Origin of the sequence: Microbacterium sp. Leaf288 (assembly GCF_001422925.1) — a bacterium.
GTDB lineage: Bacteria > Actinomycetota > Actinomycetes > Actinomycetales > Microbacteriaceae > Microbacterium.
Window position 1 is genome coordinate 737,060 of sequence record NZ_LMNI01000010.1, and the last position, 23,092, is coordinate 760,151.

Annotated in this window: 23 protein-coding genes, 3 tRNA genes and 1 pseudogene; 10 read left to right on the forward strand and 17 right to left on the reverse strand. The window is 70.8% G+C overall.

All coding sequences use genetic code 11. The annotated features are described in order from the left end of the window. The first annotated feature begins 72 nt into the window (after nt 1-72). Nucleotides 73-636, forward strand: coding sequence for a 16S rRNA (guanine(966)-N(2))-methyltransferase RsmD (gene rsmD / locus ASF40_RS07515; RefSeq protein ID WP_082496915.1), 564 nt, complete (start codon nt 73-75; stop codon nt 634-636). A 37-nt stretch (nt 637-673) separates the two neighbouring features. Here the strand turns inward: rsmD and thiL are convergent, their stop codons facing one another. Further along, entirely contained in the window at nt 674-1,669 is a 996-nt protein-coding gene (thiL, locus tag ASF40_RS07520) for a thiamine-phosphate kinase (RefSeq protein ID WP_235560161.1), read from the reverse strand. A 57-nt stretch (nt 1,670-1,726) separates the two neighbouring features. Here thiL and ASF40_RS07525 point away from each other — a divergent pair, with 57 nt between their 5' ends. Further along, on the forward strand, nt 1,727-2,224 hold the full coding sequence (locus ASF40_RS07525) for a DUF3515 family protein (RefSeq protein ID WP_235560162.1): 498 nt from the start codon (nt 1,727-1,729) through the stop codon (nt 2,222-2,224). A gap of 9 nt (nt 2,225-2,233) precedes the next feature. On the opposite strand, the gene ASF40_RS07530 is transcribed toward ASF40_RS07525, so the two are convergent. From ASF40_RS07530 to ASF40_RS07560, 7 genes are all read right to left on the reverse strand, one after another. Next, a complete protein-coding gene (locus ASF40_RS07530; RefSeq protein WP_056367584.1) occupies nt 2,234-3,349 on the reverse strand; it encodes a D-alanine--D-alanine ligase family protein in 1,116 nt (371 codons plus the stop codon). Beyond that, entirely contained in the window at nt 3,249-4,385 is a 1,137-nt protein-coding gene (locus ASF40_RS07535) for an NAD(P)H-dependent glycerol-3-phosphate dehydrogenase (RefSeq protein WP_056367586.1), read from the reverse strand. Before ASF40_RS07535 ends, ASF40_RS07530 begins: the two co-directional genes overlap by 101 nt. Continuing rightward, nucleotides 4,375-5,139 (reverse strand): lysophospholipid acyltransferase family protein, encoded by a 765-nt coding sequence (locus ASF40_RS07540; protein WP_056367588.1) that lies wholly within the window; start codon nt 5,137-5,139, stop codon nt 4,375-4,377. Before ASF40_RS07540 ends, ASF40_RS07535 begins: the two co-directional genes overlap by 11 nt. Before the next feature lie 6 nt (nt 5,140-5,145). Beyond that, nucleotides 5,146-6,528, reverse strand: a complete 1,383-nt coding sequence (gene murA / locus ASF40_RS07545) for a UDP-N-acetylglucosamine 1-carboxyvinyltransferase (protein WP_235560163.1) — start codon at nt 6,526-6,528, stop codon at nt 5,146-5,148. A gap of 74 nt (nt 6,529-6,602) precedes the next feature. Next, the gene (gene leuD / locus ASF40_RS07550; RefSeq protein WP_056367590.1) at nt 6,603-7,199 is read right to left on the reverse strand and encodes a 3-isopropylmalate dehydratase small subunit; all 597 of its coding nucleotides are present in this window, start codon (nt 7,197-7,199) and stop codon (nt 6,603-6,605) included. Nucleotide 7,200: 1 nt separating this feature from the next. Next, nucleotides 7,201-8,673, reverse strand: a complete 1,473-nt coding sequence (leuC, locus tag ASF40_RS07555; RefSeq protein ID WP_056367593.1) for a 3-isopropylmalate dehydratase large subunit — start codon at nt 8,671-8,673, stop codon at nt 7,201-7,203. Nucleotides 8,674-8,927: 254 nt separating this feature from the next. Further along, entirely contained in the window at nt 8,928-10,001 is a 1,074-nt protein-coding gene (locus ASF40_RS07560) for a TerC family protein (protein ID WP_056367595.1), read from the reverse strand. Nucleotides 10,002-10,248: 247 nt separating this feature from the next. Here ASF40_RS07560 and ASF40_RS07565 point away from each other — a divergent pair, with 247 nt between their 5' ends. From ASF40_RS07565 to ASF40_RS21440, 5 genes and pseudogenes are all read left to right on the forward strand, one after another. Continuing rightward, on the forward strand, nt 10,249-10,806 hold the full coding sequence (locus ASF40_RS07565; RefSeq protein ID WP_056367599.1) for an RNA polymerase sigma factor: 558 nt from the start codon (nt 10,249-10,251) through the stop codon (nt 10,804-10,806). Continuing rightward, a complete protein-coding gene (locus ASF40_RS07570; protein ID WP_056367601.1) occupies nt 10,803-11,993 on the forward strand; it encodes a DUF4349 domain-containing protein in 1,191 nt (396 codons plus the stop codon). Before ASF40_RS07565 ends, ASF40_RS07570 begins: the two co-directional genes overlap by 4 nt. Before the next feature lie 139 nt (nt 11,994-12,132). Continuing rightward, entirely contained in the window at nt 12,133-12,570 is a 438-nt protein-coding gene (locus ASF40_RS07575) for a hypothetical protein (RefSeq protein WP_056367604.1), read from the forward strand. Between the two features lie 74 nt (nt 12,571-12,644). Next, nucleotides 12,645-12,761, forward strand: a pseudogene (locus ASF40_RS21435) (YidH family protein); the annotation flags it as partial. Next, nucleotides 12,737-12,949 (forward strand): hypothetical protein, encoded by a 213-nt coding sequence (locus ASF40_RS21440; RefSeq protein ID WP_056367605.1) that lies wholly within the window; start codon nt 12,737-12,739, stop codon nt 12,947-12,949. The pseudogene ASF40_RS21435 and the gene ASF40_RS21440, both read left to right, overlap by 25 nt. Before the next feature lie 44 nt (nt 12,950-12,993). Here the strand turns inward: ASF40_RS21440 and ASF40_RS07585 are convergent. Together ASF40_RS07585 and ASF40_RS07590 are read right to left on the reverse strand one after the other, a co-directional pair. Then, nucleotides 12,994-13,069: transfer RNA gene (locus tag ASF40_RS07585), tRNA-Glu, on the reverse strand. A 42-nt stretch (nt 13,070-13,111) separates the two neighbouring features. Then, nucleotides 13,112-13,187 (reverse strand) — tRNA-Glu (locus tag ASF40_RS07590). A 118-nt stretch (nt 13,188-13,305) separates the two neighbouring features. On the opposite strand from ASF40_RS07590, the gene ASF40_RS07595 reads away from it, so the two are divergent. Continuing rightward, on the forward strand, nt 13,306-13,944 hold the full coding sequence (locus ASF40_RS07595; protein ID WP_056367607.1) for an MBL fold metallo-hydrolase: 639 nt from the start codon (nt 13,306-13,308) through the stop codon (nt 13,942-13,944). Nucleotides 13,945-14,034: 90 nt separating this feature from the next. Here the strand turns inward: ASF40_RS07595 and ASF40_RS07600 are convergent, their stop codons facing one another. The 4 genes from ASF40_RS07600 to ASF40_RS07615 form a co-directional block, all read right to left on the reverse strand. Further along, nucleotides 14,035-14,304, reverse strand: a complete 270-nt coding sequence (locus ASF40_RS07600; RefSeq protein WP_045297931.1) for an HPr family phosphocarrier protein — start codon at nt 14,302-14,304, stop codon at nt 14,035-14,037. Nucleotides 14,305-14,367: 63 nt separating this feature from the next. Next, complete coding sequence (locus tag ASF40_RS07605; protein WP_056367609.1) at nt 14,368-16,395, reverse strand: PTS fructose transporter subunit IIABC; 2,028 nt, start codon at nt 16,393-16,395, stop codon at nt 14,368-14,370. 38 nt (nt 16,396-16,433) lie between these two features. After that, nucleotides 16,434-17,375, reverse strand: coding sequence for a 1-phosphofructokinase (gene pfkB, locus ASF40_RS07610; RefSeq protein WP_056367611.1), 942 nt, complete (start codon nt 17,373-17,375; stop codon nt 16,434-16,436). Continuing rightward, the gene (locus ASF40_RS07615) at nt 17,372-18,151 is read right to left on the reverse strand and encodes a DeoR/GlpR family DNA-binding transcription regulator (protein WP_056367613.1); all 780 of its coding nucleotides are present in this window, start codon (nt 18,149-18,151) and stop codon (nt 17,372-17,374) included. The genes pfkB and ASF40_RS07615 overlap by 4 nt, the downstream gene beginning before the upstream one ends. 75 nt (nt 18,152-18,226) lie before the next feature. Between ASF40_RS07615 and ASF40_RS07620 the strand changes: the two genes are divergently transcribed. Further along, complete coding sequence (locus ASF40_RS07620) at nt 18,227-19,147, forward strand: aminoglycoside phosphotransferase family protein (RefSeq protein WP_056367614.1); 921 nt, start codon at nt 18,227-18,229, stop codon at nt 19,145-19,147. Nucleotides 19,148-19,209: 62 nt separating this feature from the next. Here ASF40_RS07620 and ASF40_RS07625 read toward each other — a convergent pair. From ASF40_RS07625 to ASF40_RS07635, 3 genes are all read right to left on the reverse strand, one after another. After that, a tRNA-Gln gene (locus tag ASF40_RS07625) sits at nt 19,210-19,284 on the reverse strand. A 69-nt stretch (nt 19,285-19,353) separates the two neighbouring features. After that, nucleotides 19,354-20,883, reverse strand: a complete 1,530-nt coding sequence (gene gltX / locus ASF40_RS07630; RefSeq protein ID WP_056367617.1) for a glutamate--tRNA ligase — start codon at nt 20,881-20,883, stop codon at nt 19,354-19,356. 11 nt (nt 20,884-20,894) lie between these two features. After that, nucleotides 20,895-21,866, reverse strand: a complete 972-nt coding sequence (locus ASF40_RS07635) for a LysR family transcriptional regulator (RefSeq protein ID WP_056367619.1) — start codon at nt 21,864-21,866, stop codon at nt 20,895-20,897. 81 nt (nt 21,867-21,947) lie between these two features. Between ASF40_RS07635 and ASF40_RS07640 the strand changes: the two genes are divergently transcribed. Continuing rightward, on the forward strand, nt 21,948-23,015 hold the full coding sequence (locus tag ASF40_RS07640; protein WP_056367622.1) for an aminotransferase class V-fold PLP-dependent enzyme: 1,068 nt from the start codon (nt 21,948-21,950) through the stop codon (nt 23,013-23,015). The last annotated feature ends 77 nt before the right edge of the window (nt 23,016-23,092 follow it).

Genomic DNA, 23,092 nt, shown 5'->3' on the forward strand with positions numbered 1-23,092 from the left:
CCCGCGAGCACGAATGTGGCAGAGGCGCGGCCGCGACCGGGCCGCACGGAGGAGGGCCGATATCGTGGGAGGGTGACGCGCATCATCGCCGGCCGTGCGGGCTCGCTCATGCTCGCCGTGCCGGACGCCGGCACCCGGCCCACGAGCGATCGCGTGCGCGAGTCCCTCTTCGGCGCACTGGAGTCCGCGGACGCGCTCCGCGGCGCCGCCGTGCTCGACCTCTACGCCGGCTCGGGTGCACTCGGCCTCGAAGCGGTGAGTCGCGGTGCGGTCTCCGCCGACCTCGTCGAGAAGTCCCCACGCGCCGCGACCATCGTCCAGCGCAACGCGGGCCGGGTGACGAAGGCCGTCGGGTCCGGCAGCACGATCCGCGTGCACCGCGCATCGGCCGACGCCTTCCTGCGCTCGGCGCGCGGCCCCTTCGACCTGGTCTTCCTCGATCCGCCCTACGACCTCGGCGAGACGGAGCTGTCGTCGACCCTGGCGCTGCTCGTGCCGGTCCTCGCCGCCGGTGCGGACGTCGTGATCGAGCGCGCCACGCGCTCCCCTGAGCCGAGCCTGCCCGAAGGCCTCGTCGCCACGCGCTCGAAGCGCTACGGCGACACTGCGATGTGGTGGGCGACCACGGCGGACTGATCGACGGAGGGCGTCGAAGCGTCGCTCCGACGCCGGATCAGCCGGTGCCCGCGTCCCAATCGCGGTAGGGGTCCCAGCCGCCACGTCCGTCGTGGGCCCGGCCGTCGACGAGCACGGCGTCCTGGCCCCGCGCCTGCACCACGCCCACGCGGACGAACCCGTGCGGCAGCGGTCGGTCCGCCGGGAACGTCGCCAGCAGCGCGTGATCCTCACCGCCCGCGAGGGCCGATGCGACGTCGGATCCCAGCGCCGCCGACTCCAGGGCGATGGTGACTCCGGATGCCGCGGCCATGCGCGACGCGTCGAGCACGAGGCCGTCCGACACGTCCATCATCGCCGTCGCGCCCGCGTCGGCCGCCTCGGGACCGAGCCACACAGGAGGCGATGGACGCAGCTGGGCCGCGAGATCGGCGAGCTCCGCGTGGTCGAGCAGACTCTCGTCGACCGGGATCGGGTGGCCCGCGGCATCCGTGAAGCGTTCGAACAGGATGTCGAGGCCGCGCGCCGCGCGCCCCAGTTCGCCCGCCACGGCCACGAGGTCGCCGGGTTCGGCGCCGGAGCGCAGCACCGGTGAGCGGCCCGCGAGAGCCCCCAGCGCGGTCACCGCGATCGTGAGGGTGTCGGAGACCGTGAGGTCGCCGCCTTCGACCCGGCAGCCGGGCGCGAGGTCGCGGCAGGCGGCGCGCAGGCCGTCCGCGATGCCGGTGACGAACGAGAGACGCGTCGCATCGGGCATGGCGAGGGCGACGAGCAGGGCGGTGGGGGTCGCACCCATGGCCGCGACGTCCGCGAGGTTGACAGCAGCCGCCTTGTAGCCGAGGTCGAACGCGCTCGACCACGCAAGGCGGAAGTCGGGACCGTGGACGAGCGTGTCGACCGTCGCCACCACCCGGCCGTCCGCGGCGGCGATCACGGCGGCATCGTCACCGGGTCCGACCAGGGCGTTCGACTCGCCGAGGCGCTCCAGGATGCGCCGCAGGATGCGCCCCTCGCTGAGCTCGCCCACCGTCGGATCCATGCGCTCGTCGACCACACGACCACGCTACCGGTGCCGACATCGCCCGCCGCGCCGCCGGGTTAGCCTGGAACGGTGCGTGTTCTCCCCTCCCTGATTGCGTTCGGGCTCGCGATGGTGGCGGCCGTCGGCTTGACGGGGTGCACCACCACCGTCGACCTGGATCCCGCGGAGGCCGCGAACGACCCGCTCTGCGCGGAGGTCACCTCGAACCTCCCGGGAATGGTCAGCGGTCAGGCGCGCCGGTGGACCGATGCGCAGGCCACGGGAGCGTGGGGCGATCCGGCCAAGGTGCTGCTCACGTGCGGCGTCGAGCCGCCGGGGCCGACCACCCTCCCCTGCCAGGACGTCGCGGGCGTCGACTGGATCATCGACGACTCCGACGCGCCCCGCTTCCGCGTGACCACGTTCGGCCGCACCCCGGCCGTTGAGATCTACCTCGACACGACCGCGGACGAGAACGGCGACGGCGTGTCGAGCCGCGACGTGCTCGACGCCCTGTCGCCGATCGTCAGCGTGCTGCCGGTCGACGGCCAGTGCCTCGATCGGGGCGAGGCGACCCCCGCTCCCTGATGCCCCGGCTCAGCGAGCCGCGCGGACGGCGACCGTCTGCCCGGCGCGCTCGAGTGCGGTGTCGATGAGTTCCGTGATGAGCTCGGGGTACGACATCCCCGACGCGATCCAGCACTTCGGGAACATCGAGATCGGCGTGAACCCCGGCATCGTGTTGAGCTCGTTGACGTAGAGCCCGTCCGCCGCGAGGAAGAAGTCGACGCGCGCGAGACCCTTGCCGTCGACCGCCTGGAACGCACGGATGCCGAGCTGCTGGATCGCGGCGATCTCACTGTCGGTCAGGTCCGCGGGGCAGACCACCTCGGCACCGTCGCCGCCGAGGTACTTGCCCTCGAAGTCGTAGAACTCGCGCGTCGTGAGGACGATCTCGCCGGGCAGCGAGGCGCGCGGGGCGGCGCCGCCGCGTCCTTCGAGGATCGCGACCTCGACCTCCCGTCCGACGATCGCCGACTCGATGAGCACCTTGTCGTCCTCGGCGAACGCGAGAGCGAGCGCCGCATCGAGCTCGGACGCGTCATGGACCTTCGAGACGCCGACGCTCGACCCGGCGCGCGCAGGCTTCACGAAGGACGGCTCACCGAGGGCCGCAGCATCCGCTCGCACTCCCTCGGGGTCGCGCTCCCAGCGCTCCTGCGTCACGGTGACCCACGGGGAGACGGGCACGCCCGCCGCCTGCAGGACGATCTTCATGAAGTGCTTGTCCATGCACAGCGCGGAATCGAGCACGCCACCGCCCGCGTACGGGATCTCGAGCGTGTCGAAGTAGCCCTGGATCGTGCCGTCCTCACCGTGCACGCCGTGCAGGATCGGGAGCACGACATCGAGGGCGCCGAGGTCCTCGACCGTTCCGTCGGCGCGGCGAACGCGCAGTTCGCGGTCACCGACCTCGGGCCACAGCACACGGGTGCCGTTGTCGACGACCTCCGGAAGCCGTTCGGCGTCGAGGGCGAACTTGTCGGGGTCGTCGTCCTCGAGGACGAAGACCCCGTCCCGCGTGATCCCGACGGGGATCACGCGGTAGCTGTCACGGTCGATCGCCCGCAGCACCCCGCCCGCCGTTGCGGAACTGATCGAGTGCTCGCTGGATCGACCGCCAAAGAGCACCGCCACCGCCGGCTTGTCCATTCGTCGTCCTCTCGCCCTGGGGGGTGTCGTCGTCGGTCGTGAGATGCGGCGCGATGTCGCGAGGGTTCATGGTGCCGTCGAGCACCATCTTCACCTGCTCGACGATGGGCATCTGCACGCCCACCTCCCGCGCCAGCTGCAGGATGGGCGCGACGGACGCGAGCCCCTCCGCCGTCTGGTTCATCTGCTTGACGACGTCGTCGAAGCGATAGCCCTGGCCGAGCAGTCGCCCGGCCGTGTTGTTGCGGCTCAGCGGCGACTGGCAGGTCGCGATGAGGTCGCCGAGCCCGGCGAGGCCCTGGAGCGTCTCGTGCTGGGCGCCGAACGCCACCGCGAAGTCCGTCATCTCGACGAGGCCGCGCGTGATGATCGAGGCCTTCGTGTTCTCGCCGTAGCCGACGCCGTCGACGATGCCGATCGCCACCGCGATGAGGTTCTTGAGCACGCCGCCGAACTCGGTGCCGATCACGTCGGTGTTGACGAAGGTGCGGAAGTACCTGTTGCGAGCGCGCCGGGCGACAGCCTCGGCCGTCTCCTGGCTCGTCGACGAGATGACGGCCGCGGTCGGCTGCTCGCGGGCGATCTCGAGGGCGAGGTTGGGGCCGGAGGCGACCGCGATGCGCGCGGGGTCGCAGTGGAGCTCCTGCTCGATGACCTGGCTCATGCGCAGGCCCGTCCGCCGCTCGACACCCTTCATGAGCGACACGATGGGCGCGTCGCTCTGCGCGATCAGCGGGCGGACCGCTTTGAGGTTCTGGCGCACCGCCTGGCTCGGGATCGACAGATAGATCTGCTCCGCGCCCTCGAGGGCCTCCGACAGATGATGGGTGGCGTGCATGTCGCGCGGCAGGTTGATGCCGGGGAGGTACTCGCTGTTGCGCTTGCCCTCCTGGATCTCGCTCGCGAGCTCGGGCCGCCGTGCCCACATCGTGACGTGGGCGCCGCCGTCGGCCAGGATCTTGCCGAACGTCGTGCCCCAGCTGCCCGCGCCGATGACGGCGACGCGCGGGCGCGCGGCATCCTGCCTACGACTCAAGGCGCCCCGTCTCCTTCTGGCCGTGATCGGCCGGGTTCCAGCGCTCCGGGGGTGCGGGCTCGCCGCGCAACTGCGAGAGGAGTCCCGAGATGTCGGCCATCACGGCGTCCGTCGCAGCGACGAGCGCGGTCTGCGACGAGGCCGACCCGGCATACGCCGACAGGTCCACCGGGTCGCCCACGATCACGCGCACGCGGCGCCGCAGCGGCCAGAGCTTGAGCTTTCCGTAGCGCGGGAGCACCTGCTGCGAGCCCCACTGCGCCATGGGGATGACCGGGATGCCTCCCGCCAGCGCAAGACGGACAGCTCCGGTCTTGCCGCGCATCGGCCAGAGGTTCGGCTCGCGGGTGAGCGAGCCCTCCGGGTAGACGATCACTCCGCGACCGTGCTCCACGAGGGTCTGCGACGCCTCCAGCGTGGCGCGAGCCGCGGCGGCCGACGTCGCCCGAGCGACCGGCACCATTCCCGTGATACGCAGGACCCACCCCAGCACCGGCACGCGGAACAGGCTCTCCTTCGCCATGAACCGAGGCGCACGGCCCAACCGCCACACGGCGAGGGCGACCACGAGTGGGTCGATCTCGCTCATGTGGTTCGGAGCGAGCACGTAGGCACCATCGCGCGGGAGCTTCCTGCCGTCTTCGATCTCCAGTTTGAAGAGCAGACTCAGGAGCGGCACGAGGAGGCCGGCCAGCGGCCAGAAGGCGCTCGGTCGCGTCTTCTCAGCCGACGCGCGCGGACGATCGGTGGCCACCGGGGGTTATCCGATGACGTCGAAGTCGGCGCCGAGCTGGTCGAGCTTGGCGAAGAACTTCTCGTAGCCGCGACGGATGATCCCGACGTTGCGGACGACCGACTCCCCCTCGGCTGCCAGTGCCGCGATCACGTAGCTGTAGCCACCGCGGAGGTCGGGGACGACCACATCGGCGCCGTGAAGAGGCGTCGGGCCGTTGATCACGGCCGCCTGCTCGAGGGCGCGGCGCGGGACTCGGCGGCCAGGCGCATCGATGCCGTCGCGATGCACGACGATGTCGGCGCCCATCAGGTTGAGCGCCTCGGTGAATCCGAGCCGGTTCTCGTACACGGTCTCGTGCACTGTCGACGTGCCCTGAGCCTGCGTGAGCGCGACGATGAGCGGCTGCTGCCAGTCGGTCATGAAGCCGGGGTGCACATCGGTCTCGACGACGACCGGCTTCAAGGCCCCGCCGCGGCGGAACTGAATGCCGTCCTCGCGGACGTCGAACCATCCGCCGGCCTTGCGGAAGACGTTGAGGAAGGTCAGCATCTCCTGCTGGCGCGCTCCGCCGACGAAGATGTCGCCGTCGGTCGCCAGCGCCGCGCACGCCCACGATGCGGCCTCGTTGCGGTCGAAGATCGCGCGGTGGTCGTATCCGCGCAGCGAGTCGACGCCCTCGATGAAGATGACGCGGTTCGGCTCGTACGAGATGATGGCGCCCATCTTCTGGAGCACCGCGATGAGATCCATGATCTCGGGCTCGATCGCGGCGTTCCGCAGCTCCGTCACGCCCTTCGCGCGCACGGCCGTGAGCAGCACCTGCTCGGTCGCGCCGACGCTCGGATACGGCAGCTCGATGTTCGCGCCGTGCAGCCCGTCGGGCGCGGTGATGCGGATGCCCTCGTAGCTCTTGTCCACGACGGCCCCGAAGGCGCGTAGCGCATCCATGTGGAAGTTGATCGGGCGGTCCCCGATGCGGCAGCCGCCGAGGTCGGGGATGAGCGCCTCGCCGAGGAGGTGCAGCAGTGGTCCGCAGAAGAGGATCGGGATGCGGGAGGCCCCGGCGTGCGCGTCGATCTCTTCGAAGTGCGCGGCGACGGCGCCACTCGGGTCGAGGTGGATCGTGCCCTCCTCCTCGCCGTCCACGACGCGGACGCCGTGGACTTCGAGAAGGGAGCGGACCACCTGGACGTCGCTGATGTCGGGGACGTCGCGCAGCGTGCTGGCGGTCTCTCCGAGGAGGGCCGCCACCATCGCCTTCGTGACGAGGTTCTTGGCGCCCTTGACTTCGACGCGCCCGGTCAGCGGTCGCCCGCCCCGGATCGCGAGGACTTCGCCGGTCAGTTCCTGCTCTCCCGCTTCGGCAGTGGTGCTTTCGCCGGCGGCGACGTTCAGGAGCGGCTTCATCCGGTGGTCCTCACTTGGTGTGCAGAGGGGGCTTGCGACGGTCGGGTGCCCGGGGTCTGGGCTCCCGGCCCGGCTTACGGAACGGGAAGTGTCCGCGGCCGCCACGCCTCTCGGCGAGCCTCGAACTGCGCGATCTTGTCTGCGTCGCGCAGCGTGAGCCCGATGTCGTCGAGCCCTTCGAGAAGCCGCCACCTAGTGTAATCGTCGATCTCGAAAGGGAGCTCCAGCGCGCCGATGCGCGCGGTGCGGGCGTCGAGGTCGACCGTCATCGACACGCCCGGATCCGCCTCGATGGCGGCCCACGCGGCCTCGAGGTCGGCCTCGGAGATCACCCCGGCGACGAGCCCCTGCTTGCCCGCGTTCCCGCGGAAGATGTCGGCGAACCGCGGGCTCAGCACGACCTTGAACCCGAAATCGCGCAGCGCCCACACGGCGTGCTCACGGCTCGAGCCGGTGCCGAAGTCGGGGCCGGCGACGAGGATGCTGGCACCCGCGTACGCGGGCTGGTTCAGCACGAACTCGGGGTCCTGGCGCCAGCTGGCGAACAGGGCGTCCTCGAAACCCGTCTTGGTGACGCGCTTCAGGTAGACGGCGGGGATGATCTGGTCGGTGTCGACCGCGGAGCGCTTCAGCGGCGCGGCGATGCCGGTGTGCGTCGTGAACTTCTCCATGTCAGGCCTCCGTGCCTTCGGCTGCGGCCGCGACGGGCGCGGGAAGATCGCCCGGGCTCGCGAGGCGGCCCATGACGGCGGTGGCCGCGGCGACGAGCGGCGAGACGAGGTGCGTGCGGCCGCCCTTACCCTGACGGCCCTCGAAGTTGCGGTTGCTCGTGGAGGCGCAGCGCTCCCCAGGAGCGAGCTGGTCGGGGTTCATGCCGAGGCACATCGAGCAGCCGGCGAAACGCCACTCGGCGCCGAAGTCCTCGATGACCTTGTCGAGGCCCTCGGCCTCGGCCTCGAGGCGGACCCGAGCCGAGCCCGGGACGACCATGACGCGCACACCGTCCGCCTTCTTGCGGCCTTCGATGACCGACGCGAACGCACGGAGGTCCTCGATGCGGCTGTTCGTGCACGACCCCATGAACACGGCGTCGACGGGCACCTCTTTGAGCGGGGTGCCGGGCACCAGATCCATGTACTCGAGCGCACGCTCTGCGGCGGCGCGCTCGTTGGGGTCGGCGAAGTCTTCAGGCGACGGGACGGATGCGCTCAGCGAGACGCCCTGGCCCGGATTGGTGCCCCACGTCACGAACGGCTCGAGCTCGGCGGCGTCGAGGAACACCTCGGCGTCGTAGACCGCGCCCTCGTCGCTCGGGAGCGTCCGCCAGTAGGCGACGGCGTCGTCCCAGTCCTGACCGGTCGGCGCGTGCGCACGGCCCTTCACGTACGCGAAGGTGGTCTCGTCGGGCGCGACCATTCCGGCGCGGGCGCCGGCCTCGATCGACATGTTGCAGATCGTCATGCGGCCCTCCATGGAGAGGGAACGGATGGCGCTGCCGCGGAACTCGAGCACGTACCCCTGCCCGCCGTTCGCACCGATCTTGGCGATGATCGCGAGAACGATGTCCTTGGCGGTGACGCCGGGCTTCAGCTCGCCCTCGACCGTGATCGCCATGGTCTTGAAGGGCTTGAGCGGCAGCGTCTGCGTCGCGAGGACATGCTCGACCTCGCTGGTGCCGATGCCGAACGCCATCGCGCCGAACGCGCCGTGCGTGGAGGTGTGCGAGTCTCCGCAGACCACCGTGATGCCCGGCATGGTCAGACCCAGCTGTGGTCCGACGACATGGACGATGCCCTGCTCCTTGTCACCGAGCGAGTGCAGGCGCACGCCGAACTCCGCGGCGTTGCGCCGCAGCGTTTCGATCTGGGTGCGGCTCGTGAGGTCGGCGATCGGCTTGTCGATGTCGAGCGTCGGGGTGTTGTGGTCCTCGGTCGCGATCGTCAGGTCGAGGCGCCGCACCGGGCGGTCCTCCGCCCGCAGACCGTCGAACGCCTGGGGGCTGGTGACCTCGTGCACCAGGTGCAGGTCGATGTAGATCAGGTCCGGCTGACCGTCTTCGCCGCGGACGACGACATGGTCGTCCCAGACCTTCTCGGCGAGGGTGCGGGGACGATCGGGAATACCGGATGCATCGGTCGTGCTCATTGCTAGTCGTTCTCCTCTGTGGGACTGCGCCCGAAAGGGGTGGGGCCCGCGACGAACTCCGCGACGAGGGAGGCCTGGGGACTAGGACTCGTCGCGGCCGCTAAGGAGAAGGCGAGCGATCCGCACGTGCCCAGGCTACCACCGTCGAAACGGGCACCCGCGCCGCCGCCGTCATCTGCCGCCTCCCCGCGCTCCCGCACCTCGGGCCGCCGACGACGGTCGGCGGCCCGAGGGATACGGCTGGAAGAAGGCGATCAGCGAGCGTCGTCCGAACGGGGCTGATCGACCGTGGGTGGGGTGCCCTTCTCGTCCGCCACGACGGCGGCCGCAGCATCCGCGTTCGGCATCTTCTTCTCACGCGCGGACGCGACGAGGCTCGCCACCGTCGCGACCAGCATCGAGACGATGATGACGCCGAGCGACATCCACGTCGAGATCTCGGGTGCCCATTCGATCGGCTCGCCGCCGTTGATGAACGGAAGCTCGTTGACGTGCATGGCATGGAAGACGAGCTTCAGACCGATGAAGGCCAGGATGAACGCGATGCCGTAGTGCAGGTAGCGAAGGCGATCGAGCAGGTCGCCGAGGAGGAAGTAGAGCTGGCGCAGGCCCATGAGAGCGAAGATGTTCGCAGTGAACACGATGAACGCGCTCTGGGTGATGCCGAAGATCGCGGGGATCGAGTCGATCGCGAACAGCAGGTCGGTCACGCCGATCGCCGCGAACACGATGATCATCGGCGTCCACATCTTCTTGCCGTCCACGACCGTGCGGATCTTCGCGCCGTCGTAGTGGTCGCTGATGTCGATCGTGCGGCGCAGCATGCGCACCACGAAGTTCTCCTGCTTCACGTCGGAGTCGTGATCGCCGCCGGGGAAGGCCTGGCGCCAGGCGGTCCACACCAGGAACGCGCCGAAGATGTAGAAGATCCAGCTGAACTGCTCGATCACCGCGGCGCCGACCAGGATGAAGATGCCGCGCAGCACGAGGGCGATGATGATGCCCACCATCAGCACCTCCTGCTGGTAACGGCGAGGCACCGCGAACTGCGACATGATCAGCACGAAGACGAACAGGTTGTCGATCGACAGGCTGTACTCGGTGAGCCAGCCGGCGACGAACTGGCCGGCGTACTCGGGCCCGGCGACGATCCACATGATGCCCGCGAAGATGAGAGCGAGCGTCACGTAGAAGACGACCCACAGCGTCGACTCGCGAGTCGACGGGATGTGCGGCCGCTTCAGGATCAGCAGGAGATCCGCGAGGAGGATCAGGGTGAGGATCACGAGCGATCCGATTTCGAACCACAGCGGGAGTTCGAGGTCCATGGAGGGCCTTTCGAAGGGGACGTGAGAGGGGTCGGCGGAATTCCGAAAGTCTCTCCCCCGCCGGCTGACCGCCTGCGGCGCGCACCCGGGGTCGCAATGTCGGGACCCGTGATGACGGATGCGCGGTGTCGGGATACTCCCTCTCGCTCGCAACAGGATACAGGCTCGGCGAAGCGCGACCGGCGCCGGTGAGACGATCCGGACGATGCGGACACTGACACGGTGAGAGACAATTCGGAGGATGGGGATGACGGGCGAGGACCTGCCGGGCGACGCCGAGCTCGTAGTGCTGGCTGCGGGCGGGAGCGAGCACGCCTTCCGCACGCTGTACCGGGCGTACGTGCGCCCGGTCTACTGGCTGGCGCACGGGCTCGTCGGCAACCCGGCGGACGCCGAGGAGGTCACGCAGGAGACGTTCCTCGTCGCCTGGCGCAAGCTCCCCGACCTCGACCTGCTCGGCGATTCGCTCCTGCCCTGGCTCGCGACGATCTGCCGGTTCCAGTCCGCGAACCGCATCCGCCGGCAGCGGCGCGACCGCGAGCACACCGAAGCCGCGGCCGACGAGACCCTGCCGTCCACGGTCGACGTCGAGCAGCAGGTGATCGACGACCGCCTGGCCGAGGCGATCCTGCACGAGGTCGCCGGGCTCGGCGAGCTCGATCGCGCCATCTTCCGGCTGTGCGCGACCGAAGGGTACGCGTACCAGGCGGCCGCCGACGAGCTCGGCGTCGCGCACGGCGTCGTCCGCAATCGTCTCTCCCGCATCCGCACCCGTCTGCGGACCGTCGTGAAGGAGAGCACATGAGCACGCAGCCCACGGGTCCCGAGACCCCCGCATCCCTCCCCGAACTCAGCTCAGAGCGCATCGACGACATCGAGGACGCTCTCTTCGCCGACATCGCACACGAGCGGACCCGCCGATCCGCACGGCGCACGCGGCGAGGACGCCTCTGGATCGCCGGCGGCGCGGCAGCCGCGGTGATCGCCGTCGCGGCCGTGATCGCCCCGTCCGTGGGCTCGCTGGTCAGTCCCTCAGGCAGCGTCGGCGACGAATCCGCCGTCGCGCCCGTCGCGCCCGCCGACTCCGGCGCCGGCGCGAACACGACGGACTCCTCGGGTGGTGCCGACACCCGCGAATCCGCACCGCTCACGGTCGCACCCGGCGCAGCCGGTGACACCGCCGCCGGCGCGGCGGCTGCTGATCGCGACATCATCACCACGGCCTCCGCGACGGTCACCGCTGAGGAGGTGGACGCGGCTGCACGGGCCATCGCCAACTCGGCAGTCGCCCACGGCGGCTATGTCGAGTCGCTGAGCGTCGGCAGCGACGGCACGGTGTACCCGGTGAGTCCCACCGACGGCGGCATCGTCTACGACACCATGCCCTACCCGTATCCGACGGACGGCGCGTGGATCACCGTCCGCGTCCCCGCCGACCAGCTGCAGGGCGTCGTCGACGAGCTCGACGACGTAGGCGAGGTGACGGCGACCAACCTGTCCCGTCAGGACGTCACCGAGCAGACAGTGGACCTCGAGGCGCGCATCGATGCGGCGCAGGCGTCCGTGGACCGCCTCACCGAGCTGATGACGCAGGCGCAGAGCGTCGCCGACCTCATCGCCGCGGAGTCCGCGCTGGCGGAACGCCAGGCGACGCTGGAGTCCTACCAGCAGCAGCTCGAGATGCTCGACGACCAGGTCGCCATGTCGACACTGTCGGTCACGGTCGTCCCCGAGGTCGAGCCGGTGACCGCCGATCCCGCCGGGTTCGGCGACGGCCTCGCCGCGGGCTGGAACGGCCTCGTCGCCACGCTCAACGGCATCGTGGTCGCGCTCGGCTTCCTCCTGCCCTGGCTCGCCGTGGCGGCCGTGATCGCGGTCGTGGTGTGGGCCATCGTGCGACTCGTCCGCGGGCGTCGGCGTCGGCGGACGGATGCTGCGCCCCCTGCTTCGCCGACCGTCGACGCGGACCGTTCCACCGACTCGTCACGATGACGGTCTCGGCGCCGTCCGCCCCCTAGGGAGTCGCCCCGGGGCGGCCCTACGGAGAACAGGAGTTGCTCTCGACACCCGAAGCCCGCGGGCGTAGCGTCCCCCACGCCGGGCACCGCGCCCGGGGTGGGGAGGTAGGGAAATGGGAATCAGATCGCGAATCGCCGTCGGCATCGTCGCCGGCCTCGTCCTGGGCATCACCGGGTCGGCCGCGGCCGGGGCCGCGCCGGTGGGCTTTCCGGTCGACGTGGTGGTGCACACCGAGATCGGCGGCGGACCCAACGACTTCGAGGGCAATATCCCGGGATGCGAGACCGGCACCGTCCTCGACGTCGACCCTCGCGCGACGTTCACGCCGTGGGGAGGCGTGTTCAAGGGCGACAAGGAATTCACCTGCGACAGCGGGAACGGGGGCTTCACCGTGCAGCTGAACGCGCGGTTCGGTGAGCCGGGGTCCACAGGGTCGTGGACGCTCGTCGATGCGTGGGGTCTCTATGAGGGCGTCAAAGGCTCCGGAAAGCTGACCGGGACATACACAGACTTGGGGATCGACGACCGGTACACCGGCAGCGCGCGCTGAGCGCCCGCCGTCTCGACCCGGCCGGGGTGCCGCGCCACGGCCGGGTCGACAGGCGTCGCAGCTACGGTGTGAGGGTGACCCGCACCCGCTCCCCCGCCGCCGTCTACGGCACCGGCGATGAGCCGGACGCGCGCTTCAGCCTCGCGAACGAGCGGACGTTCCTCGCGTGGAACCGCACCGCTCTCGCGGTCTCGCGTTCGCCGTGGTGCTCTGGACCCGCGCCGGCGCCCGGCATCGCCGCATCACCCGCGCCCTGCTCGACGACCGGCCTGACGCGCTGCCCGGCGCCGGCCTGCTCCTGCTCCTGCTCCTTACGGTGTTCGTCATCGCATGCGGCGTGGTGGCGGCCGTCGTGATCGCGCTGCCCCGCCTCATCTGAGCGGAAATGAAAGACGCCCCGGTCCTTCTGGACCGGGGCGTCGATGGTGACCCCAGCGGGATTCGAACCCGCGTTACCGCCGTGAGAGGGCGGCGTACTAGGCCGCTATACGATGGGGCCGTACAGCGCGCCGCAACCGGAGTTGCGACGTTGTTGCCTGACTGGTGACCCCAGCGGGATTCGAACCCGCGTTACCGCCGTGAGAGGGCGGCGTACTAGGCCGCTATACGATGGGGCCGTTCAGGCAACCGTTCGATTATGCCACGGCCCGCATGCCCTCTCCAAATCGGCGCGGGCACCGGCGCGCCGCCCCCTCGTCGCTTGCTCCGACGACGCCGTGGCGCTTGACTCGACGCATGCTAGTCACGAAGTTCGAGCACGCCACCCTGACACTCGTCGACACCGGAAGCACGGTCGTCATCGACCCGGGTTCGTTCACGGCACCGCTCGGAGAGCTCGAGGGCGTCGTCGCGATCGTCATCACGCACGAGCACCCCGACCACTGGACGCCGGACCACCTGGACCGCATCCTCCAGACTTTCCCGGGAACGCCGATCTTCGCCCCAGAGGGCGTGTCCAAGGCGGCCGAGGGCTACAACGTGACGATCGTCCATCCGGGCGACGTCGTCGAGGTCGAGCCGTTCCGCCTCGAATTCTTCGGCGGCCGGCACGCGGTGATCCACGAGTCGATCCCGGTCGTCGACAACGTCGGAGTGCTCGTGAACGACGAGTTCTACTACCCCGGAGACTCGTACGCCGTCCCGGAGGGCCGCGCGGTGAAGCTGCTGGCATCTCCGGTCGGCGCCCCATGGCTCAAGATCGGGGAGGCGATGGACTTCGTGCTCGCCGTCGCCCCACGACGCGTCTTCGGCACGCATGACATGACGCTGTCGGTCGCCGGCCGCGACATGGGCCGCGCGCGCCTGGGCTGGGCGGCCGAGCAGGGCGGCGGGGAACTCCTCGCGCTGAACCCCGGAGACAGCACCGACATCTGAACCGGAAGCGCCGAAACACCCCGCAGAACGCGGACGACGGATGCCGCAGCGGCTTCGACCCGCGGCATCCGTCGTCACATTCTTCGGTGCTTACTGTGCGTCGAGGTCCGTCTCGAGCAGAGCGACCAGGGCGTCCAGCGCCTCTTCGGCGCCGTCCCCGTCGGCCTTCAGGGTCACGACGGTCCCCTGCGAGGCACCGAGGCCCATCAGCGACAGGATGCTGCCGGCGTTGAGATCGGCACCGCCCTCGACCGCGATCGTGACCGGGACGGGCTGCGCCTGCACGGCCTGCACGAAGAGCTTCGCGGGGCGGGCGTGGAGTCCCGAGCTGCTGGCGATGGTGGCCTGACGTTCTGCCATGGTTCTCTCCTGTCTGTGTCGGACCTCGGCGGTCGACGATTCCGATTCTGGCGGACGACGCCCTCAGGCCGCCACGGGTACACGCGCTTCGGCCTCTTCGAGCTCCTTCGGTGCGATCCACTTCTTGAGAGCGATCACCGTGAGGGCCGAGACGACCGTGCCCGCCGCGAGAGCGATCAGGAAGCCCCAGATCGGGTTGATCGCGAAGAGGACGAAGATGCCGCCGTGAGGCGCCAGGGACTCGACGGCGAACGCCATGCTGAGGGCGCCCGTGACCGCGCCGCCCGCCATCATCGCGGGGATGACGCGCAGCGGGTCCGCCGCGGCGAACGGGATCGCGCCCTCGCTGATGAACGCCGCGCCCAGCAGCCAGGCCGCCTTGCCGTTCTCACGCTCGACCGGGGGGAACATGTTGCGTGCGAGCACCGTCGACGCCAGCGCCATCGCGAGCGGCGGGACCATGCCGGCGGTCATGACCGCGGCCATGATCAGGTACGGCGTGGTGTTATCCGCCGAAGCGGACGCAAGGCCCGCGACCGCGAACGCGTACGCGACCTTGTTGACCGGACCACCCAGGTCGAAGCACATCATGAGACCGAGGATCACGCCGACGAGGATGATCGCGCCGGTCGCGGCGAGGCCCGTGAGCCAGTCGTTCAGCCCGACCATCAGGGTCGCGATGGGGCGGCCGAGGAACAGGATCATGAGCCCCGACGCCACGATCGACGCCACGAGCGGGATGATCACGACGGGCATGAGGCCGCGCAGCCAGCGCGGGGCGTTGAATCGCCCGATCCACCATGCGACGTAACCCGCGAGCAGACCGCCGATGATGCCGCCGATGAACCCGGCGCCCATCAGCGCGGCGATCGCGCCGGCGACGAAGCCGGGCGCGATGCCGGGCCTGTCCGCGATCGCGAAGGCGATGTAGCCGGCCAGCGCCGAGACGAGGAAGCCCATCGACGTCACACCGATCACGAAGAACACCGACCCGAAGTACTGGGCGAGCCCGCCCTCCGGAAGCGCCCACAGGGCGTTGTCCTTGATGACGGTGAACGCCGCGTCGTCCGCGTTGACGTTGACGCCGCCGATGAGGAAGCCGAGGGCGATCAGCAGACCGCCGCCCGCGACGAACGGGATCATGTAGCTGACGCCGGTGAGGAGGATCCGCTGGATGCGGGCACCCCACGACATCGTCTCGGCGGGGGCCGCAGCGGCGGCGGCCGCCTCTCCCCCCACGCGGGTGGCCGACGGGTCGTTCGCGGCGGCGACGGCCTCCGAGATCAGCTGATCGGGCTGCTCGATGCCGCGCTTGACGCCCGAGCGCACGACCGGCTTGCCGGCGAACCGCTGCGGTTCCCGTACGTCGACGTCGGTGGCGAAGATCACGGCGTCGGCGTTGCGGATGACGTCCGCCGGAAGCGCCTGGTAGCCGCTGGAGCCCTGCGGCTCGACGACGAGGTCGATCCCGGCCTTCTTGCCCGCCGCGGTGAGGGCGTCGGCGGCCATGAACGTGTGCGCGATGCCGGTCGCGCAGGCCGTGACCGCGACGACGCGTGCCGGGCGGCCGTCGACGACGAGGCCCGATGCGGCGCTGGGCACCGAGGCCGCGGCAGCCGGAGCGGGCGCTGCGGCCTCGCGCTCCCCGATCGCCGCCTGCACGATCGCGACCACGTCGTCGTCGGACGACGCGGCGCGCAGTCCCGCGGTGAAGTCCTCCTGCATGAGGCTGCGGGCGAGCTTCGAGAGCACCGCGAGGTGCGCCTCGGCGGCGTCCGCGGGGGCCGCGATGAGGAATACGAGATCGGCGGCGCCGTCCGGCGCACCGAAATCGACGCCCGGGTTCAGTCGCGCGAAGGCGAGGGACGGGGTCGACACCGCGGCGCTCTTGGCGTGCGGGATGGCGATGCCGCCGGGAAGCCCGGTCTCGTCCTTCTCTTCGCGGGCCCACGCGTCGGCGAAGAGCGCTTCGGCGTCGGTCGCGCGACCCTGCGCGACCACACGTGCGGCGAGGGCCCGGATGACGGCGGCCTTGTCGGCGCCCAGCGGGACGTCGAGACTCACCAGGCCTGGGGTGATGGTGTCGGACACGGTGACCTCCTGCGGTCGTGGGGTGTGGTGGGTGGGTGTCAGTCGAGACGCGTGACAGGCACGTCGCCGGTGGGAAGGTCTGCGGGAGCCGGCGCTTTCGTGCCGGGAAGGGATGCTGCGGCCGACCCGTACCGGACCGCGAGGCGCAGCCGCTCGTCCTGGTCGGCGCCGCGCGTCGCAGCGAGCACGTATCCCGCGAGCGAGCTGTCGCCCGCGCCGACGGTGCTCACGACCTGGATCGGCGGCGGCGTGGCCGCCCAGGCGCCCTCGGCGGCGACGAGCACGGCACCGCGGGAGCCGAGGGTGATGAGCGCCGCCCGCACGCGGGCGGGAACGAGAACGCGCGCCACGTCGAGCACCGCCTGCGGGTCGGCGCCGTCGATGGCGACGCCGGCGAGCTCGGCGAGCTCTTCGTCGTTCGGCTTGATGAGATCGGGCGCGCCGTCTGCGACGACGGCGGTGAGCGCCGGGCCGGAGGTGTCGACAGCGATGAGCGGGGCGTCCGCGCCGTGCGCGCGGCGAACGGCGGCGATCACGCGCACGTAGAAGTCATCGGCGACGCCGGGAGGCAACGAGCCGGCCAGCACCAGCCAACGCGCGCCCACGGATGCGGAGACCACCGCGTCGATCACCGCGGAGACCTCGTCGGGCGAGAGTTCCGCACCCGGCAGGTTCAGCTTCGTGGTGACCCCGGCGGGGTCGGTGATCGCGATGTTCGCGCGCACGTTGCCGTGGATCGGAACGCGCCGTGCGTCGACCTCGGCCGCGCGGAGGGCCGCGTCGAACGGATCACCCGGCGCGAGCGGCAGCACCGCGGTGCAGTCCTCGCCCGCGGCGGCGACGGCGCGGGCGACGTTGATGCCCTTGCCGCCGGCGTCCTCCCGTGCGGAGGCTGCGCTCTGCACGTCTCCGACCTGCAGAGGGGCGGGGAGCATCACCGTGCGGTCGAGGGACGGGTTGGCGGTGAGCGTCACGATCATGCGAGCCAGACCTCCACATCGGCGTCCGCGAGCGCGGACGCGAGTTCTGCGTCGGGTGCGGCATCCGTCACCAGCACGTCGATGTCGGACAGCGACGCGAAGCCGACGAGCAGCTCCGCACCGAGCTTCTCGGCGTCGGCCACGACCACCACCCGACGCGCCGACTCGACGATGGCGCGCTTCACAGCCGCCTCGTCGGGGTCGGGCGTGCTGAGACCGAACGTCGCGGAGACACCGTTGGTGCCGACGAAGGCGACGTCGGGACGCAGGGCGCCGATGGCGCGGACCGTGTCGGCGCCGACGGCCGCGGCGGTGAGTCCGCGCACGCGACCCCCGACCAGCGAGAGCGAGGCGCCCGGGATGCCGGCCAGCGTGTTTCCGAGTGTCAGCGAGTGCGTGACGACCTCGATCCGAGCGCTCGAGAGGCGCGGGATCAACGCCGAGGCGACGGCCGAGGTGGTCGTGCCGGCGTCGAGGAAGACGGATCCGGTGAATTCGGCGCCGAGGGCGTCCAGGGCGCGCTGACCGATGGCGGCCTTGGCGCCGCCGTGGTGCTCGAGGCGCTCAGCGAGCGAGGGCTCGCGCGTGCTGGCGCGCTCCCGGCTCACCGCTCCCCCGTGAACGCGGCGCAGCGCGCCGGCGGACTCGAGGTGATCGAGATCGCGACGGATGGTCTCGGTCGTGACGTCGAAGCGCTCGGCGAGCTCGACGACGCTCACGCGGCTCCGCTCTGCCACCAGGAGCTCGATCTGCTCGTGGCGCTCCGTCGCGTACATGTGGGACAACCCTCCGTTGGATTCCCACACAATACAACACAGTCCCACATAAACGCAAGAGAGTATCGTCGTACGGTGCCCGACAAACCCGCCGCTGAGGTCTCGTTCGACACCGCACTCATCCGAGGACTGCTCGCCGACCAGGCGCTCGCGACCATCCCCGCCGCCCGCGAGCTGCCGCTCCGGAAGGTCGCGGAGGGCTGGGACAGCGAGGTGTGGCGGCTGGGTGGCGAGTACGCCGTGCGACTCCCCCGCCGCGCGCTCGCCGCACCCCTGGTCCTGCACGAGCAGGCCGTGCTGCCGGGGGTGGCCGAGCGGCTCGCGCCGCTGGACGTGCGCGTTCCGGCGCCCGTGGTGGCCGGTGTGGCGGGCCACGGCTACCCCTGGGCGTGGTCCGTCGTGCCGTGGATCGACGGCGTCTCCGCTCTGGACCAGCCGCGCGCCGAGCGCGGCGAATGGGCCGACACGCTCGCTCGCGCGCTCGTGGCACTGCATGCCGACGCACCGGAGGATCACCCGGTCAATCCCTTCCGCGGTGTGCCCCTCGCCGCTCGCACGGGCGCTGTCGAGGAGCGACTGCGCACGCTGCGCGCGGGAGGCCTCCTCGACGACACTTCAGCGGACGCCGTGCACGCGCTGTGGCAGGCGGGACTCGAAGCGGCTGCGTGGGATCGGACGCCGGTGTGGATCCACGGCGACCTGCACCCGGGCAATCTGGTCGCGCGCGACGGCGCGCTCGCCGGAATCATCGACTTCGGCGACGTCACCGCGGGCGACCCGGCCTACGATCTGGCGGTCGCCTGGCTGGCATTCGACGCCGCGGGTCGCGAACGGTTCATCACGGCGGCGGGCTCAGCCTACGACGCCGACGTCTGGGTGCGAGCGCACGCCTGGGCTGCCGCCGTCGTGCTCATGCTGCTGGCACACAGCGACGACAACCCCGCCTACTTCGCGCTGGGACGGGATGCTGCCACCGAGGTGCTCGCAGACGCCTGAGGCCGCGATATCCATGTTCGATGGAAAACGAAAAACCCCCGCTCAGCGGGGGTTTTCTCGTTTGGCTGGGGTACCTGGACTCGAACCAAGAACAACTGAACCAGAATCAGCCGTGTTGCCAATTACACCATACCCCAAGGCTGTCAGCCGAAGCCGTGCCGAGGAATGAGTCTACGCGACGCAGGCACGTGCTCCAAACCGAGCCGTCACCCGCGCGCGTCGAGCAGTGCTCCGAGGCGGCGGATCGACTCGGACTTGCCGAGCAGCTCCATCGACTCGAACAGCGGCGGTGACACCCGACGGCCGCTCAGCGCGACGCGCAGCGGGCCGTAGGCGATGCGGGGCTTGAGACCGAGGCCCCCGTCCTCCGCGGGCGAGATCAGCGCGCCGGCGAGGGCGTCCTGCACCGCGGCGGCGGTGAACTCGGTGTCGGGCACGAGCTCGAGGGCGCCGACCGAGGCGACCAGCACCTCATTCGTGTTCGCCGGCAGCGATGCAAGGGCGTCGTCCTGATAGCCGACGGTGTCGGTGAACAGGAAGCCGAGCAGTCCCGGCGCATCACCGAGCAGCTGCATGCGCTCCTGCACGAGCGGGGCGGCGGAGGCGAGCATGGCCGCCTGGGCCGGCGTCGGGTTCTCGTCGACCACTCCGGCAGCGGCCAGGTACGGCACCAGCCGATCGGCGAAGTCTCGGGGCTGCAGCATCCGGATGTGGTCGCCGTTGATGGACTCCGCCTTCTTCTGGTCGAAGCGCGCGGGGTTCGGGTTGACGTCGACGATGTCGAACGCCGCCACGAGCTCCTCGAGGGAGAACACGTCGCGGTCGGGGCCGATCGACCAGCCGAGGAGAGCGAGGTAGTTGAGCAGGCCCTCGTGGATGAAGCCCTTGTCGCGCTGCAGGAACAGGTCGGCCTTCGGGTCGCGCTTGGAGAGCTTCTTGTTGCCCTCCTCGCCGAGCACGAGCGGCATGTGTGCGAACCGCGGGACGAACGATGTGACGCCGGCATCGACCAGTGCGCTGTACAGCGCGAGCTGACGGGCGGTCGACGGCATGAGGTCCTCGCCGCGGATGACGTGGGTGATGCCCATGAGTGCGTCGTCGACGGGGTTCACGAACGGATACAGCGGCACGCCGCCCGCGCGCACGAGGACGAAGTCGGGGAACGAACCCGCCGGGAAGGTCACCTCGCCGCGGATCAGGTCGACGTAGGTGAGGTCCTCGTCGGGGACCCGCAGGCGCCACGCGGGCTCACGGCCCTCGGCGCGGAAGTCCGCCTTCTGCTCGTCGGTGAGGTCACGGTCATAGTTGTCGTAGCCGAGCTGCTTCGCGCGGCCGTTCGCCTCGTTGCGGGCGTCGATCTCCTCGGCCGTCGAGTAGCTCTCGTACACGGCTCCGGCGGCGATGAGCTTGTCGAGCACCTCACGATAGATGTGGTGGCGCTGCGACTGGCGGTACGGGGCGTGGGGGCCGCCGAGCTCGACCCCCTCGTCCCAGTCGATCTTGAGCCAGCGGAGGGCGTCGAGAAGCTGCTGGTAGCTCTCCTCGCTGTCGCGCGCCGCGTCGGTGTCTTCGATGCGGAACACGAGCTTGCCCCCGGTATGACGCGCATACGCCCAGTTGAACAGCACCGTGCGGATCAGTCCGACGTGCGGAAGACCGGTCGGCGAAGGGCAGAACCGGACGCGGACGTCGGTGCCGGTGGCGGTCGTGGTGCGAGGATCAGGCGAAGAAGACATCACCCCTGAGTCTAGTTGCGGGATGCTGCGGAACCAGGCTCGGCCAGGGGCTCGGCGATGAGCCGCGCAAGGGCGTTCAGCGTCGCGCGCACCGCGGGAACGCGGTCCGCGCCGCGCGCCGTCACGGTGTGGATGCGACGCTGCTCCCCCGCCGGCAGCGGCACCACCGCCACCCCCGGCAGCTGCGGGAACGACTCGACCGCCATCCGGGGCAGCGTCGCGACGCCGATCCCCTGCGCGACGAGCCCTTCGACGGCGACGAAGTTGTCGGTCTCGAACGCGATGCGCGGCGCGAACCCGGCGCGCCCGCACAGCTCGAGCAGGTGACCCCGGCAGCGCGGGCACCCGGCGATCCAGTCGTCGTCGGCAAGGGTCGCGACATCGATGATCTCCGCGGTCGCCGCCGGGTGCTCCGCGGGAAGCACCGCGAGCAGCTCGTCGGCGCCGACCGTCTGCACGGCGAGGCCGCGGGCGCTCGAGCCGTGCGGATCGTCGCGGTCGCCCGGGTAGCTGAAGGTGAGGGCGATGTCGGTGCGGTCCTCTCGCACGGCCTCGACGGCCTCCGGGGGCTCCGCCTCGACGTAGGTGAGGGAGATTCCCGGATGCCGCTGCGCGAGGTCCGCGAGCAGGCGCGGCACGATCGTGGGCGAGGCCGACGGGAAGCCGACGAGGCGCACGCGCGCGGCGCGGAGACCGCGGAGCTCGGCGAGCTCGCCGGCGGCAGCATCCAGAGCCGTCGTCACGGCGGGAGCGTGCCGCGCGAGGATGCGGCCGGCGTCGGTGAGGCGCACGCTGCGACCGACACGTTCGACGAGCGCGACCCCGAGGCGCTGTTCGAGGCGCTTGAGCTGCTGACTCACCGCGGGCTGGCTGTAGCCGAGAGCGAGGGCGGCGCCCGTGATGGACCCTTCGTCGGCGATCGCCTTCACGACGCGCAGTTCGCGCGCGTCGAAGCCCGGGTCGTCGTCCCACGCATCCGTCATGCATGAATCATAAGTCTTTGTTATGTCCAGCATGGAACACCTGCCATAGACGTAGGCAATCGCCGCCGTCAACCTGGATGCATGCCCGCGATCGCTCCTCACCCCACTGTCGACGCCGCGAGGCGTGAGTTCACCGGAGGCCGCGACTACCTCGCGGCGTGCACGGTGGGCCTGCCGAGCCGCGCGACGCGACGCGCCGTGGTGGCGGACCTCGACGCGTCCGCCTCGGGCCGCCCCGACCTCGCCGCCTACTGTGCGGCGGTCGAGCGCTCGCGGGCGCTGTTCGCCTCCCTCGTCGGCGTCGGGGCCGAACGGGTGGCCATCGGCTCGCAGACCTCGGTCGCGGCGGGAATGGTGGCTTCCGCGCTCCCCCGCGGCGCGGAGGTGCTCGTGCCCGACGGCGAGTTCTCGTCGCTCGTACTGCCGTTCATCCACTCCGGCCGCGGGCTCGTCGTGCGCACCGCGCCGCTGGCCGACCTGGCAGCGCACGTGCGTCCGACCACGGCGCTGATCGCGTTCTCCGTCGTGCAGTCGGCGACAGGGGAGGTGGCGGATGCTGCGGCGATCGCCGCCGCAGCGGCCGCGCACGATGCCCTCACGCTGTGCGACGCGACGCAGGCCGTCGGCTGGCTTCGCGTCGAGGCATCCGTCTTCGATGCCGTCGTGTGCCACGCGTACAAGTGGCTCTGCGCGCCGCGGGGTGTGTCGTTCCTGACCGTGTCGGACCGCCTGGGTGCGCGCATGACACCGCTCAACGCCGGCTGGTATGCCGGGGACGATCCCTGGTCGTCGTGCTACGGCACGGAGGTCGAACTCGCATCCGATGCCCGCCGCTTCGACGTGTCGCCGGCGTGGCAAGCCTTCGTCGGCGCAGCCCCGGCACTCGGGCTCTTCGCGTCGCTGGATCCTGCGGAGCTCCATGAGCACGCGACCGGGCTCGCTGCGGCCTTCCGCACCGGCCTCGGCCTCGCACAGCCGGAGCGCGCGTCGGCGATCGTCACGTGGGACGACCTGGACGGGTGCGACCTCGCACGACTGACCGCGGCGGGGATCACCGCATCCGGCCGGTCGGGCCGCGCACGCGTGGCGTTCCACGTCTTCAACGACGCCGACGACGTCGACCTCGCACTCGCGGCGCTGGGCCACTGACGGCACGCCCTCGGCGCATTCCGGCGACTGCGTAGACTGCCAACGCGGGTCAGCCGGGCCCCGCACGACGGAGGCCG